General features: G+C 40.1%; 12 protein-coding genes and 1 riboswitch. All 12 genes read right to left on the reverse strand.

Going from position 1 to position 13,377, the window contains the following annotated elements; genetic code table 11:
* Positions 1–47: 47 nt before the first annotated feature.
* Positions 48–1,298 (reverse strand): bifunctional folylpolyglutamate synthase/dihydrofolate synthase, encoded by a 1,251-nt coding sequence (locus tag QM859_RS07255; RefSeq protein WP_414262606.1) that lies wholly within the window; start codon positions 1,296–1,298, stop codon positions 48–50.
* 379 nt (positions 1,299–1,677) lie between these two features.
* Positions 1,678–1,983, reverse strand: coding sequence for a DUF1292 domain-containing protein (locus tag QM859_RS07260; protein WP_414262608.1), 306 nt, complete (start codon positions 1,981–1,983; stop codon positions 1,678–1,680).
* Between the two features lie 15 nt (positions 1,984–1,998).
* Positions 1,999–2,418 (reverse strand): Holliday junction resolvase RuvX, encoded by a 420-nt coding sequence (gene ruvX, locus QM859_RS07265; RefSeq protein ID WP_070678388.1) that lies wholly within the window; start codon positions 2,416–2,418, stop codon positions 1,999–2,001.
* 3 nt (positions 2,419–2,421) lie between these two features.
* The gene (locus QM859_RS07270) at positions 2,422–2,688 is read right to left on the reverse strand and encodes an IreB family regulatory phosphoprotein (protein ID WP_004250500.1); all 267 of its coding nucleotides are present in this window, start codon (positions 2,686–2,688) and stop codon (positions 2,422–2,424) included.
* 98 nt (positions 2,689–2,786) lie between these two features.
* Entirely contained in the window at positions 2,787–3,359 is a 573-nt protein-coding gene (locus tag QM859_RS07275) for an SP0191 family lipoprotein (RefSeq protein WP_414262609.1), read from the reverse strand.
* Positions 3,360–3,419: 60 nt separating this feature from the next.
* Positions 3,420–3,818 carry a transcriptional regulator Spx gene (spx, locus tag QM859_RS07280; protein WP_000591164.1) on the reverse strand — a complete coding sequence of 133 codons (399 nt, stop codon included), beginning with the start codon at positions 3,816–3,818 and terminating at the stop codon, positions 3,420–3,422.
* Positions 3,819–3,953: 135 nt separating this feature from the next.
* Positions 3,954–6,614, reverse strand: a complete 2,661-nt coding sequence (mgtA, locus tag QM859_RS07285; RefSeq protein ID WP_414262611.1) for a magnesium-translocating P-type ATPase — start codon at positions 6,612–6,614, stop codon at positions 3,954–3,956.
* A gap of 344 nt (positions 6,615–6,958) precedes the next feature.
* A riboswitch (M-box (ykoK) riboswitch) is annotated at positions 6,959–7,112 on the reverse strand.
* A 53-nt stretch (positions 7,113–7,165) separates the two neighbouring features.
* Positions 7,166–8,227, reverse strand: a complete 1,062-nt coding sequence (locus tag QM859_RS07290; protein WP_414262612.1) for a M24 family metallopeptidase — start codon at positions 8,225–8,227, stop codon at positions 7,166–7,168.
* Positions 8,220–11,051 (reverse strand): excinuclease ABC subunit UvrA, encoded by a 2,832-nt coding sequence (gene uvrA, locus QM859_RS07295; RefSeq protein ID WP_414262613.1) that lies wholly within the window; start codon positions 11,049–11,051, stop codon positions 8,220–8,222. The genes QM859_RS07290 and uvrA overlap by 8 nt, the downstream gene beginning before the upstream one ends.
* Positions 11,052–11,430: 379 nt before the next feature.
* Complete coding sequence (locus QM859_RS07300; RefSeq protein ID WP_414262615.1) at positions 11,431–11,610, reverse strand: hypothetical protein; 180 nt, start codon at positions 11,608–11,610, stop codon at positions 11,431–11,433.
* A 157-nt stretch (positions 11,611–11,767) separates the two neighbouring features.
* Positions 11,768–12,208, reverse strand: a complete 441-nt coding sequence (locus QM859_RS07305) for a hypothetical protein (protein ID WP_414262616.1) — start codon at positions 12,206–12,208, stop codon at positions 11,768–11,770.
* 648 nt (positions 12,209–12,856) lie between these two features.
* A complete protein-coding gene (locus tag QM859_RS07310; RefSeq protein WP_414262722.1) occupies positions 12,857–13,366 on the reverse strand; it encodes a hypothetical protein in 510 nt (169 codons plus the stop codon).
* Positions 13,367–13,377 lie beyond the last annotated feature (11 nt).

The following is a 13,377-nucleotide window of genomic DNA, read 5'->3' on the forward strand; positions in this document are numbered from 1 at the left end:
CCTGCTGAGCTACCACATCTTTACTATAACAAATAAAGATAGGAGGGTCAATCAAATGACTTTTGTTTCATAAGACAAGCGCGAACCTCAGATATAAAATAGAGAGATCCTGTCACAAATAGCAAGTCTTGCTCCCCTGCAGAACTCTCAAAATTATCTATAAAATCTCGATAAGAAGCAATGCTTGTATAATCTCCAAAGTCTTGCTCTTCCAAGGAACCCTGATAGTCAAAACTAGTAACATAGAGAGCTACATCAGGTAAATGCTCTGTTAAATAAGTAAGCATTCCACTGTAATCTTTTCGCTTTAGGGCACCAAATAGGATGTGAGGCTGATACCCTTGCTGGATTTTTTCTTGGATAAACTCAACCAAACGCTCTAGAGCTGGTATATTGTGAGCCCCATCTAGATAAATGTGCTCAGTGACAGCTTCTAGCCTTCCAGCCCATTTGGTCGCTTGTAAGGCATGTCGAACCGCTTCTTCCCGAACAAGTTCTTGTCTAGCTTTCATAAATAGAAGAAAAGCTTGCAAGGCAAGAGCTGTATTTTCCTCCTGATAGGCTCCCTCTAATCCCAATATTAGGTGGTTAAAGTTAGCTAGAGAAGAATAGAAGTTCCCATTTCGGAAAGAAAAATCTTTGTTAGCTTGATAGAGAGCGACACCTAAATCTCCAGCAATTTTTTGACAAACTACCTGAGCTTCAGGAGCCATCTTGGCAATTACAGCTGATTTGTCTGACTTAAAAATTCCTGCTTTCTGCTCAGCAATTGCTGCTAAACTATCTCCCAAGGTCTCCTGATGATCAAGGCCGATTGATGTGATGACTGCAATCTCTCCAGTTACCACGTTGGTTGTGTCTAACAGTCCCCCAATCCCGACTTCCAGCAAAACCAGATCCACTTCCTGCTCTTTAAAATGAAGTAAGGCAATTAGAGTTAACAACTCAAAGAAGGACAGTTGGTCATGAGTTTGCAACAGAGTTTTTTCCATGACTTTGATTTGGTCAACCAAGCGGATAAAATCTTTATCAGCAATTGGTTGACCATTGATGCAGATGCGGTCATGGATGCTGACAATGTGGGGCGAAGTAAAGGTCCCTACTTTCTTGTCATGAGAAATAAACAACTCTCTCATAAAAGCAATAGTAGAACCCTTGCCATTAGTCCCTGTGACATGGATTATAGGATAAGATTGTTCAGGATTTCCTAGTAAATTTACAGCTTCTTGTATCCGTCCCAAACCAGATCTAAAGTTCAATCCAATCCGACTATGAAGCCATTTTTCTACTTCAAACATGCTTGTCTCCTTAATAAAAAAGGCGGTAGGACAGAAATCAATTGACGAAGTCTCGGTTTCGTAGTCCCAGTCTCGCGAGGCTTCAACAATTCATTTGATTGTTGAAGGTTGCGGATAGAAAAAATGAAATTTTTCACCAAAAAGTCCAATCAACTATCGCGTCAAAATTTGATGGCTAATAAAAAACGAGGCCGGGATTTTTATCCCAACCTCTTACCTAATTAGCTAATCCCTAGCTATATTTTATTTCAATATAAACTAAAAACGTCCCCCGAACTTACTGACGGTTTTTATTTTTAGCGTCAGGCTAAAAACGTCCACTGGACTGACTTGCGGTCTTCATTTCTATCGCAAGGGTAAAAATGTTCACTGAACATTTTTACTCCTCCATAAAGCTGTTGAAGACTTCTTCAATCATGTTCCATTCATCTTCTGAATCTTCTGGGATTGGTTGCAATTCGCCTTCTGTCCCATCTTCATTTTCAGTGAATGAGTATGCTTGGATTTCCACTTGTCCATCTTCGTCTTCTTCTGCATTAACTGGTACTAGAAGAACATAGTTTTTACCAAACTCTTCTTTGCCATCAATTGTTAAAAGAATTTCAAACAAGGTTTCATTTCCCTGCTCATCTACAAGTGTAATTAATTCACGTTCTTCGTGATCGTGGTTGTGATTGTGTGACATATTATCTCCTCTGTCTTAAAATTTTCTATCTAAATAATTTTGTAAAATTAACTGAGCTGCTAATTTATCAATAACTTTTTTACGCTTATTGCGACTAACATCTGCTTGCTCAATCAACATGCGCTCAGCAGCAACCGTGGTTAGGCGCTCATCCTGGTACTCCACTGGCAAACCAAAGAGTTCTTCCAGTTTTGCTCCATACGCTTGACTCGCTTCCACCCGAGGTCCACTGGTATTGTTCATATTTTTAGGTAAACCAACAACAAAGCGCTCCACCTTATAGGTGTCAACCAATTCCTTGAGTCGTTCAAAGCCGAATTCTCCTTGATCTTCATTGATTTGGATGATTTCGAGTCCTTGTGCTGTAAACCCTAACGGATCGCTAATTGCTACACCTACTGTTTTGGAACCAACGTCCAACCCCATAATTCTCATTGGTTATAGATCGACTCCTTGTCCCTTAAGGTAGTAGCGGACCAATTCTTCAACAATCTCATCGCGTTCGTATTTACGGATTTGATTTCTTGCGTTATTGTAACGAGGAACGTAAGCTGGGTCTCCACTGAGAACATAGCCCACAATTTGGTTAATAGGGTTATACCCCTTCTCATTCAATGAAGCATAAACTTCTGTCAATGTCTCACTGATCTCTTTTTTATTGGAATCGTCCAATTTAAAACGTACGGTTTCTTCAGTAAATCCCATTCTAACACCCTCTTTCCTTAGAATAGTACTATTATAGCACATTCACAGCTGTTCTACAAATGACACAGCCTGATTTTTCCTGATTTTCTGCGACTTCCTTACTGGACAGTCGCACCACTTGCAACTCGACTTGCGATATATTCTTCTGGTTCGTTTTTTAGTAGATTTTCTAATCCCACATTTTTTAAATATTCGCTTTCGCTTGCCTTTTTAACGTCTAGAACTTGAAAATCATAACTTGTTTTTGTTTCAATCTCGGTTTCACTTAAAAGATTGGTTTCAAGGTTAAATCCAGGAATTTTACGTGCTTCTTGGACCGTCTCATCCTTGTCTTCTCCTTCTTTCAAGGCCTTTTTTGCTTCCTCTAATCCATGCTCTGCAATAAAGTTCTTGAGGTCTTCTGAAACTTGTCGTTTTTGCTGAATCGTTAAGGTCAAGAACTGTTTGCCCTTATAGGTAATGGTCTGGGTTTGTTGAACCCCATTTTCGTCAGCAGGTAGAACAAGTGTCTTGGTTACAACTGTATTGTTATTGGCATTTTCTAGAACAGGCAAAGTTGTTTGAAGAGCTTCTGTCGTTGTATCTTTAGAAGGTTCTGCAGACTCTTTTTTCTGTCCACAGCCAGCTAGCAAAAATAGGAGCGCAACTGTACCAATAACTATCTTCTTCATATTTATTTTTCCTTATTTATCTATCAAATAAGGCTAGGAGTCACTCCCAGCCTTTATGTTTTATAGTGCTGCACGTAAACGTGCTTCTGCATTTTCTACATTGCGGACAGAGCGTGGCAAGAAGGCACGAATGTCATCTTCTTTATAGCCAACTTGTAAACGTTTCTCGTCAACAAGAATTGGACTTTTTAGGATGCGTGGTGTTTCCATGATTAAATTAAGCACTTCATTGACACTCAAATCTTCGATATCAACTCCAAGAGCTTTAGCGTAGCGATTCTTTGATGATACAATGCTCGCAATTCCATTGTCTGTTTTTGTTAGAATATCTAATAATTCTTCTCTAGAAATCCCCTCTTTACCGAGGTTTTGTTCTTTATAACTTAACTGGTGGGCATTGAGCCATGTCTTAGCTTTTTTACAGCTAGTACAACTTGAGACTGTATATATTTTGATCATGTACCTACCCCTTTCGCTACATGTTACTATCATTTTATTCTATTATACCATAAAAAACATCCGACTTGCGACCTATTTTTAAAAAAATTTAACTTTTTCCCCAGTTTTCTATCTTTTTTCTTGACAAAAACCGAACTATAACCATTCTTTGTACTTCCTAATATAACATTTCTTAATAACTGTAACGCTAAACATGTACAAGAAAATAATACAGGTTAGGAACAAGAAATAAGGAAGTCCTAATGGAGCTAAACGAAGAATATTTACTAACGGTCCATAAGGCAGACTAGTTACGAAAATTGCGGCAACCAAAGTTGTCAAGATTACAAGCCAAGCTGGTCTGCTTTGTACAAAAGGAACTTTTGCCGTACGAAGCATATGGATAACCATAGTTTGAGACCACATAGATTCAATGAACCATCCTGTTTGGAATAAGATAATAAACTGAAGGGCAGATTCAGAACCATGAACATAATGATAGCCTGTCACCAAAGGAACAATAATAAAGTAGAGGAAAATAAAGGTCAAAATGTCAAAGATAGATGAGATTGGCCCCATCCAAACCATAAATCGCGTAATGGATTTTGCTTCCCATGTATGGGGTTGTTTTAGGAAGTCTTGATCCACATTATCAAACGGCAGTGCCACACAAGATAAATCGTAGACTAGGTTTAGGACAATGAGATGAACAGGAGCCATTGGTAAAAATGACAAGAAAATACTTGCAACCAATAGTGAGAAGATATTCCCAAAGTTTGAACTAACTGTCATCTTAATATATTTGGTCATGTTGGCGTAGACCTTGCGGCCCTCAACGATACCAGTTTCAAGAACCATGAGATCCTTATCCAGCAAAATAACATCAGCTGTTTCCTTTGCGATATCTACTGCTGTATCAACGGAAATTCCAACATCTGCCACCTTCATAGATGGGGCATCATTAATACCATCTCCCATATAACCAACACCGTGACCATTTCTCTTTAACTGTAGAATGATACGCGCTTTTTGGTCAGGAGACAATTTGGCAAAGACTGTTACACTTTCAACCGCTTCTGCTAATTCTTGGTCTGTCATTTGGTCGATATCAGCTCCCAAAAGCATCAGCTCAACATCCAAACCAACCTTTTCACAGATGGCTTGAGTTACTTTTTCATTATCCCCAGTTAAAATCTTTGTTCTGACACCATGCTCAAGCAAAGCTTGAATAGCGGGTGCTGCAGATGGTTTTGGTGGATCCAAGAAGGCAAGGTAACCTGTAAGGATCATGTCACTTTCATCAGTCACAGCATAGGCATAATCTTCACGTAGACCTGACTTGTAACCAACACCTAATACACGTAAACCTTGACGGTTTAATTGACCAACTTCTGCCAGTACTTCTTGGCGAATACCTTCCGTAATAGGGATTATTTCTCCACGATATTCCACATGTGTTGAAATGGTCAACATTTCTTCCAAGGCGCCTTTGGTCACCATACTAACAACATTGCTATCATCTTTGACGATAACACTCATGCGTCTACGTTCAAAATCAAATGGTAGTTCGTCGATTTTTTGGAAGCTGGTGTCTAGATTTTGTAGGATAACATGTTCCTTGGCTTCTTTTTCAGTTCTACTGATGATGGCACGGTCCATCAAGTTTTTCAAACCTGTTTGAAAATGTGAATTTAGATAAGCCCTTCTTAAAACCGCCATATCCAAATCACCATGGATATCCAAGGGATATTCTAAGACAATCTCATCTTGCGTTAGAGTTCCAGTTTTATCCGTACAAAGGATATCGATTGCTCCTAAGTCTTGGATAGCATTGAGTTTTTTAATGACCACCTTTTCCTTGGCCATAATAATAGAACCTTTGGCCAAGCTGGCTGTGATAATCATTGGAAGCATTTCTGGTGTCAGTCCGACACCGACGCTCAAGGCAAAAACTCCAGCCTCTAGCCAGTCTCCATCGGTTAAACCATTTGCAAAAAACACAATCGGAACCATGACAAGCATCAAGCGGATCAAGAACCAGGAAATGCTGTTCATTTCACGTTCAAAAGAAGTTGGCTCATCATAGGTGTTAAGAGTTTGCTCAATAGCTCCCATCATGGTGTCATCACCAACCGCTAGAACCATAGCTGTAGCACTTCCTGAAATAACGTTTGTCCCCATAAAGGCCAAAGATTCTGCTTCTAAGAGGCTATCTACATTTTGACCAGTGGCTTTATTTAAAGCTAGCTTTTCAACTGCATCACTTTCTCCAGTCAAACCTGACTGTTGAACGAAAAAGTCGCGCGATTCGAATAAGATGACATCTGCTGGAATCATATCTCCAGCGCTCAATTTCACGAGGTCTCCCACAACCAACTCATCGATTGGCAACTCTTGTTCAAGACCATCGCGAATAACAGTTGCAGTGTTGACAATCATTTTTGAAAGATTGGTTGTCGCCTTGTCGCTCCGCAACTCTTGGACAAAACGGATGCCTCCTGAAATCAAAACCAAGACAACGATAATAATAGAGGTCGTAGGGTCCTCTTGGCCAGGTTTGGCAAGCCAGACGTTTGTAACGAGAGAAATAAAGGCAATCACAAGCAAAATAATTGTGAAAGGATTGATGATAGATTCGTAAATCTTTTTAAAGATGGAATCCTCTTGACCCTTGGTAATGGTATTTTCACCATATAGGTCACGGTTTTCTTCGACTTGTTCTTGGTCTAAGCCTTTTAGACTTGTATGGTAAAAAGCTAGACTATCTTTTAATGGAGTTTGAATAGCTACTGCTAGTCTTTCTTTTGTAGTTTTCATTGGTTTCTCCTATCTGTATGAATGGTGATTTCATACTCAATGAAAATCAAAGAGCAAACTAGGAAACTAGCCGCAGGTTGCTCAAAACACCGTTTTGAGGTTGTGGATAGAACTGACGAAGTCAGTAACACATATACGGCAAGGCGACGTTGACGTGGTTTGAATTTGATTTTCGAAGAGTATCATACACAGAGACCAATCACTTTATAGGGACAGAACGACACAAATCAGCGATTGGGTGTGTATGTGCGGTTCTGGATGATCGTCAATTTGCATCGTTTGTCTCCTTTCTTTGTTTTAAAACAGCAGAAAATCCTACCATAAAATGGCAGGACTAAAAAACTTATGATCTGTTTTCGTTCAAGCTTTAACTCCATAGGGCGATGTAATGAGCTTAGTCTTGACCTTCGCGATCAGGACTGTTGACCAACGAGTAGTGTCTCCACTGCTTTGCGGTAGTCATCCGTATCCCTATGGTAGCCTCACCTACCGTTTTCGCCTTTCAGTATAAACCTTTAACTAGTAAAAGTCAACGATTTATCTCATTTTTCTTAGATTACGATTAATTCTTTTGGAGCAAGGGTTAATACCTCGCAACCTGTATCTGTGATCAAGATATCATCTTCAATACGAACTCCGTATTTACCTTCAATATAAATACCAGGCTCATCAGTCAAGACCATACCCGATTTAATAACTTCTGTAGAAGTTTGGCTAAAGTATGGCTCTTCGTGGATATCAAGTCCGATACCGTGTCCGATACCGTGTGTAAAGTATTCTCCATAACCTGCTTCCACAATGATATCACGAGGAATTTTATCAAAGTCACGGAAACCTAAGCCAGCCTTAGCTTGGTCAATCAATGCTTGATTAGCCTTCAAAACAGTGTTGTAAATTTCTGCTTGTTCGTCACTCACATGGCCTAGGTAGATGGTACGAGTCATGTCACTCACATAATGCTCGTACAGGCATCCGAAGTCCATAGTAATGGCTTCGCCTAGTTCTACTGGCTTGTGCATTGGGTGAGCATGGGGTTTAGAAGAGTTGATCCCACTTGCTAGGATAGTATCAAAAGATAATCCTGCCGCTCCCAACTCACGCATACGGAAGTCGAGGAAATTAGCAATTTCAATCTCAGTTTTCCCTGGCTTGATAAATTCAAGCGCATCGTGGAAAGCTTGATCTGAGATTGAACAAGCCTTGCGAATGGTCTCAATCTCTGTCTCATCCTTAATCATACGAAGAGCTTCAACAAACTGTGTCTGTGGAACTAGTTCCAAACCTTCAAAAGCCCCCTGCATACGGTGGTAATAAGAAACTGAAATTTCATCTTCAAAACCAATACGAGAAAGATCCATGTCTTTTGCAATCTTTGCGATAGTAGCCAACTCGTCACGCTCTGCAAGAATCTCAAAACCTGTCACTTCCTGCTTAGCAGCAATGATATAGCGAGCATCCGTCACTAAGACCTGACGGTCACGACTGATAAAGACCGTTCCATTTGAACCCCAAAATCCTGTCAAATAGTAGACATTTTTAAGGTTATTGATAATGATTCCATCTAATTCTTTTTCTTCCATTTTATCTAAAAATGCTTGCACACGTTTATTCATGATGTAACTTTCCTTTCAAATACTGTCCTGTATAGCTAGCTTCATTAGCAGCTACTTCCTCTGGAGTTCCTGTTGCAATGATGGTACCACCACCAACACCGCCTTCTGGACCTAAATCGATGATATGGTCTGCTGTTTTGATGACATCTAGATTGTGCTCAATCACGAGAACTGTATTGCCATCATCGACAAAGCGAGACAAAACGGTGAGTAATCGAGCGATGTCCTCAGTATGCAAACCAGTTGTCGGCTCATCTAAAATGTAGAAAGACTTACCTGTCGAGCGCTTGTGGAGTTCGCTAGCCAGCTTCATACGCTGCGCTTCTCCACCAGAAAGTGTCGTAGCTGGTTGTCCCAAGGTCACATAACCTAGACCAACATCTTTGATTGTCTGGAGTTTGCGTTGAATTTTCGGAATGTGTTTGAAAAATTCTACCGCATCGTTGACTGTCATATCCAAGACTTGCGAGATATTCTTTTCCTTGTAGTGAACTTCTAGCGTTTCACTGTTGTAGCGGGTCCCATGGCAGACTTCACAAGCCACGTATACATCTGGCAAGAAGTGCATTTCAATCTTGATAATCCCGTCACCCGAGCAGGCCTCACAGCGACCACCCTTGACATTGAAACTGAAACGACCCTTTTTGTAACCACGGATCTTGGCTTCATTTGTCTGAGCAAAGAGGTCTCGAATGTCATCAAAGACACCTGTATAGGTCGCAGGATTAGACCTCGGTGTCCGTCCGATTGGACTTTGGTCAATGTCTATCAGACGGTCGATATGCTCGATTCCTGTAATCGTCTTAAACTTACCAGGTTTATCTGAATTGCGATTGAGCTTTTGAGCAATGGCTTTTTTGAGGATGCTGTTAATAAGTGTCGACTTCCCTGAGCCAGAGACACCTGTCACCGCAATGAATTTCCCTAGCGGGAAGCGAGCAGTGATATTTTGCAAGTTGTTTTCACGCGCTCCAGTCACCTCAATAAAGCGACCATTTCCTACACGGCGTTCTGACGGCACTGGAATCGCACGTTTTCCTGATAGATACTGTCCTGTAATTGACTTACTGTTGCGAGCCACCTGTTTAGGCGTTCCTGCCGCAACAATCTCTCCACCAAAGACCCCTGCACCAGGGCCGACGTCTATCAGATAATCGGCTTCTCGCATGGTGTCTTCATCGTGTTCTACCACGATAAGAGTATTACCCAAATCCCGCATCTTTTTCAGACTGGCAATCAGACGGTCATTGTCCCTCTGGTGAAGACCGATTGACGGCTCGTCTAGAATATAAAGCACTCCTGAGAGATTGGAACCAATCTGAGTCGCCAAGCGAATACGTTGGCTCTCCCCACCTGATAATGTTCCTGCAGAACGAGAAAGGGTCAGATAGTTGAGACCGACATTATTGAGGAAGGTCAAGCGATCTTTGATTTCCTTAAGAATCGGACGAGCAATGATGGCTTCATTTTTTGATAGGCTCAACTGATCAATAGCCTCCAAATGGTCTGCGATGGAGAGGTCTGAAATTTCTCCGATATGAGGTCCTTCCTCTCCTCCTACACGAACGGATAAGGCCTGATCATTGAGGCGATAACCGTGACAAGTGCCACAAGTTAGCTCATTCATATAAAGACGCATCTGTGTGCGGGTGTAGTCGCTATTGGTTTCATGATAGCGTCGTTTAATATTTCCTATAACACCTTCAAATGGAATATCGATATCACGAACTCCACCGAATTCATTTTCATAATGGAAATGGAATTCCTTACCATCTGAACCATAGAAAATGAGATGTTTCTCCTCCTCAGACAAGTCCTCAAAAGGAGTATCCATATCCACTCCAAAGGCTGTCATGGCTTGTTCTAGCATATTTGGATAATAGTTAGAAGAGATAGGGTTCCAAGGTGCTAAGGCTCCCTCACGAAGGGTCTTGCTAGCATCTGGTACGACTAAGTCCGTATCAACCTCTAGCTTAATCCCCAAACCATCACACTCACTACAAGAACCAAATGGAGCATTGAAAGAGAAGAGACGAGGTTCTAGTTCCGGAACTGTAAAGCCGCAAACTGGACAAGCATAGTGTTCTGAAAAGAGTAACTCTGAATCATCCATAGTATCGATAACCACATAACCTTCTGCGATACGAAGGGCTGCTTCGATGGAGTCAAAGAGACGACTACGGATACCTTCCTTGATGATAATACGGTCTACCACCACATCGATGTTGTGTTGTTTATTCTTTTCAAGTTCAGGAACTTCGGTCACATCATAGACAACCCCATCGACACGGACACGAACATAGCCATCCTTTTGAATTTTTTCAATCAGAGTCTTATGTTGCCCTTTTTTCTTACGAATAACAGGAGCCAAAACCTGCAGACGCTGGCGCTCTGGCAATTCCAAAACCTTGTCGACAATCTGCTCTACAGACGAAGCCTTGATAGCCCCATGTCCATTGATACAGTAGGGTGTTCCTACACGTGCATAGAGGAGACGTAGGTAGTCGTTGATTTCCGTCGTTGTCCCAACCGTCGAACGAGGATTTTTACTGGTTGTCTTCTGGTCAATAGAAATGGCAGGGCTGAGACCATCGATAGAGTCCACATCTGGTTTTTCCATATTGCCCAAAAACTGACGAGCATAGGCTGATAGACTCTCGACATAGCGGCGTTGCCCTTCTGCATAAAGGGTATCAAAGGCAAGACTCGACTTGCCCGAACCCGACAGCCCCGTCACCACAACTAGCTTGTCACGTGGAATTTCCACATCAATATTTTTTAAATTATGGGCGCGTGCCCCATGGATGACAATCTTATCTTGCATGTTACTTCTTTCTAGTCCATTGTTGCTTTCCATTATACCAAAAAAAGTGAAATTCTATTACCAAAAAAGCCGATTTTGTAGTATAATAAAAAACTTCTTATTTTATGTTTCCTTATAGTTCCCTAACCCTTATATCACGCGCTTTTTAATAAAAATTACTAACATTACTATTTACTACTTGCTCCCCCAAAGTACGCAAAAAGGGGAGCAAAAAAGCCCCACAAAAGGGCTAAGATTTGACGAGTTCAGCAGGCAAGAAACTAGCACGGTCAAACGTGCTTTTTTTATTGCTGATAGGTTCATTATAGCACATAGCGTATAAAAGGCAAAAATAATTCATATCAAAAAGCACTTAGATTTCTCTAGGTGCTTTTGATTATTAATAAGCAAATTCAAGTTTTGGTTTTATATCTTGATAAAGTTTTAAGATTTCAGAAGGAGTGTCCTCACGGAAAATAAATTGTTTCTTTCCTGAAATAGTTTTATCGCCGATAATCCAGTGGCGGATTTGTTTTGTAAAAACCAAAACTTCTTTGCTAGGCATAGCCATTACTTCCATTTCAATACCTCTACACTTTATTGATTGCCTCACTTATTGAACCACTAGAGAGGCTAAAGGAGCCAACTTATTAATACCATGATTATAGCTCTTTTTTCTGCCTTTAGCAACGTATTTATTATACCACTCGCCATAAGTCATATCAGCAGGCACTTACTCATTCAAGTCCTACCATGTCGTAAGTATAGTTTACCTCAGCTTCCAAGTGTTCAATAGCTTTATTTTTGACTTTATATAACTGAGTTTTTGACACTCTTAACTCCTTACAAATTATCTCAACAGGTTCACAAAGTACATAAAATTTAGTTATAGCTAGCCACTCTTTATAGTCGCTTAGATTATCGATTAAGTCCAATACTGCTAGCTTTTCTTCAGTCAAGGCTATAATCTGATCTATGACTTCTTCTTTTTTCTGAATGATACTAATAAGTCTATTCTCTGTGGTGTTTACCTTACTTGTTGTTACTCTCTGTTCAAAGTTTGCAGATTTTGGATAGTAGCTATTATCTAACTCGTTTAGTTTTCTTTGTAAGCTGATTGTTGCCTTTTCTATCTTCTTATAGTTCTTTAGTCTTTTAACTATATCATTAGTAGTCATTCATCTTTTCCTTTTCTTTATTTTCGCACGAAAAAAATGTACAGTGACGGTGTGAAGCTCATAGAAGCGCGTGGGGAGGGAGATAGCCCCCGTATCTCCTTGCGATTTGATAAGCAATTAAGGCAAGTTATTTCTTTGCTTATCTGCTTGTCGTTTTTCAGGGAGTTAAGGAGGATTATTATTGCTCTTATCTGCTTGATAAATGATAGGGGGGATATATCTACTTTTCTCGGCGTTCGCTCGGAGTTCAACACACATAATCCTGCCATTTGTCAGGCATATTTTTTGCCACTACCTAAGCAAAATCTCACCATTGGAAAACTTCGATACCTTACCGTTCTTTGTCTCTAAAAGTATCTATATCTTAGGAAATCTTAGTGTTTTATCTCTAGAACAAAGCCCTGTACCTTACTATTATTAAATGCAAAACCTAATTTAAACCTTACCAATACCATACCAAAACCTAAGTATTTCCTGTTTCCTTTTCTTAAACGAATAATTTTTTTATCAAAACACGCGCTCCCTTTATCGCACTCTTTTTTGGAACGCTCTACTTACTTAAATCCTTGATATATCTAGCTTTTTTTAAATTTTAAACCGTCTAATATGTAGTATTTGTTTGTTTTGTAAATTGCACCCTACTAAAAATTACCTTAGAGAACTCAATCCATTCAGCCAAAAACTATCTCCTTTTCTGGTGTAGTTCACAAACTTTTGATAATGCTTATAATACTTGTCACGTCTCATATACTTTGGTCTTTCAGGAAAACTATCAAACATATATCCGCCACGTTTTGGACTCCAACCTGGTTCTACTTTTCTAGCTTCCCTAAGCGCAAGCTCCCAATAGTATTGGCAATCTGTCTTACTTCGGTTTAGTGTTGACTTGTGTATTTTCTGGCATGATCCACAACCATATTGAAGCAGTCTCTTATAGAGTTTTCTGCATCGATTACCACAAATAGGACAGAGAAAAAAGTAGCGATTACCTCCCTTGGTTCCTGGTATACTTGCTAAATCAAAATGATCACGTTCAAAGGTGATATACAGATTATCTAGGTCTATCTCTAGTTTTCTACCGTCCAACTCAGCTATACCGTGACTGATATTCTGGTTTTTCATTGGTTTTATAAATGTCTCTATGGTTATTGATTTTATAACTTCCATTC

The organism is Streptococcus infantis (assembly GCF_047463175.1).
In the GTDB taxonomy this organism is placed as follows: domain Bacteria; phylum Bacillota; class Bacilli; order Lactobacillales; family Streptococcaceae; genus Streptococcus; species Streptococcus infantis_AC.

What these genes read in the sequence shown, in the direction of transcription:
- QM859_RS07290 (WP_414262612.1), bottom strand. Translation starts at nt 8,227, where the DNA reads ATGAATAAACGTGTGCAAGCATTTTTAGATAAAATGGAAGAAAAAGAA.
- QM859_RS07305 (WP_414262616.1), bottom strand. Translation starts at nt 12,208, where the DNA reads ATGACTACTAATGATATAGTTAAAAGACTAAAGAACTATAAGAAGATA.
- QM859_RS07260 (WP_414262608.1), bottom strand. Translation starts at nt 1,983, where the DNA reads ATGTCACACAATCACAACCACGATCACGAAGAACGTGAATTAATTACA.
- QM859_RS07275 (WP_414262609.1), bottom strand. Translation starts at nt 3,359, where the DNA reads ATGAAGAAGATAGTTATTGGTACAGTTGCGCTCCTATTTTTGCTAGCT.
- mgtA (WP_414262611.1), bottom strand. Translation starts at nt 6,614, where the DNA reads ATGAAAACTACAAAAGAAAGACTAGCAGTAGCTATTCAAACTCCATTA.
- QM859_RS07270 (WP_004250500.1), bottom strand. Translation starts at nt 2,688, where the DNA reads ATGGGATTTACTGAAGAAACCGTACGTTTTAAATTGGACGATTCCAAT.
- QM859_RS07255 (WP_414262606.1), bottom strand. Translation starts at nt 1,298, where the DNA reads ATGTTTGAAGTAGAAAAATGGCTTCATAGTCGGATTGGATTGAACTTT.
- ruvX (WP_070678388.1), bottom strand. Translation starts at nt 2,418, where the DNA reads ATGAGAATTATGGGGTTGGACGTTGGTTCCAAAACAGTAGGTGTAGCA.
- spx (WP_000591164.1), bottom strand. Translation starts at nt 3,818, where the DNA reads ATGATCAAAATATATACAGTCTCAAGTTGTACTAGCTGTAAAAAAGCT.
- uvrA (WP_414262613.1), bottom strand. Translation starts at nt 11,051, where the DNA reads ATGCAAGATAAGATTGTCATCCATGGGGCACGCGCCCATAATTTAAAA.
- QM859_RS07300 (WP_414262615.1), bottom strand. Translation starts at nt 11,610, where the DNA reads ATGGAAGTAATGGCTATGCCTAGCAAAGAAGTTTTGGTTTTTACAAAA.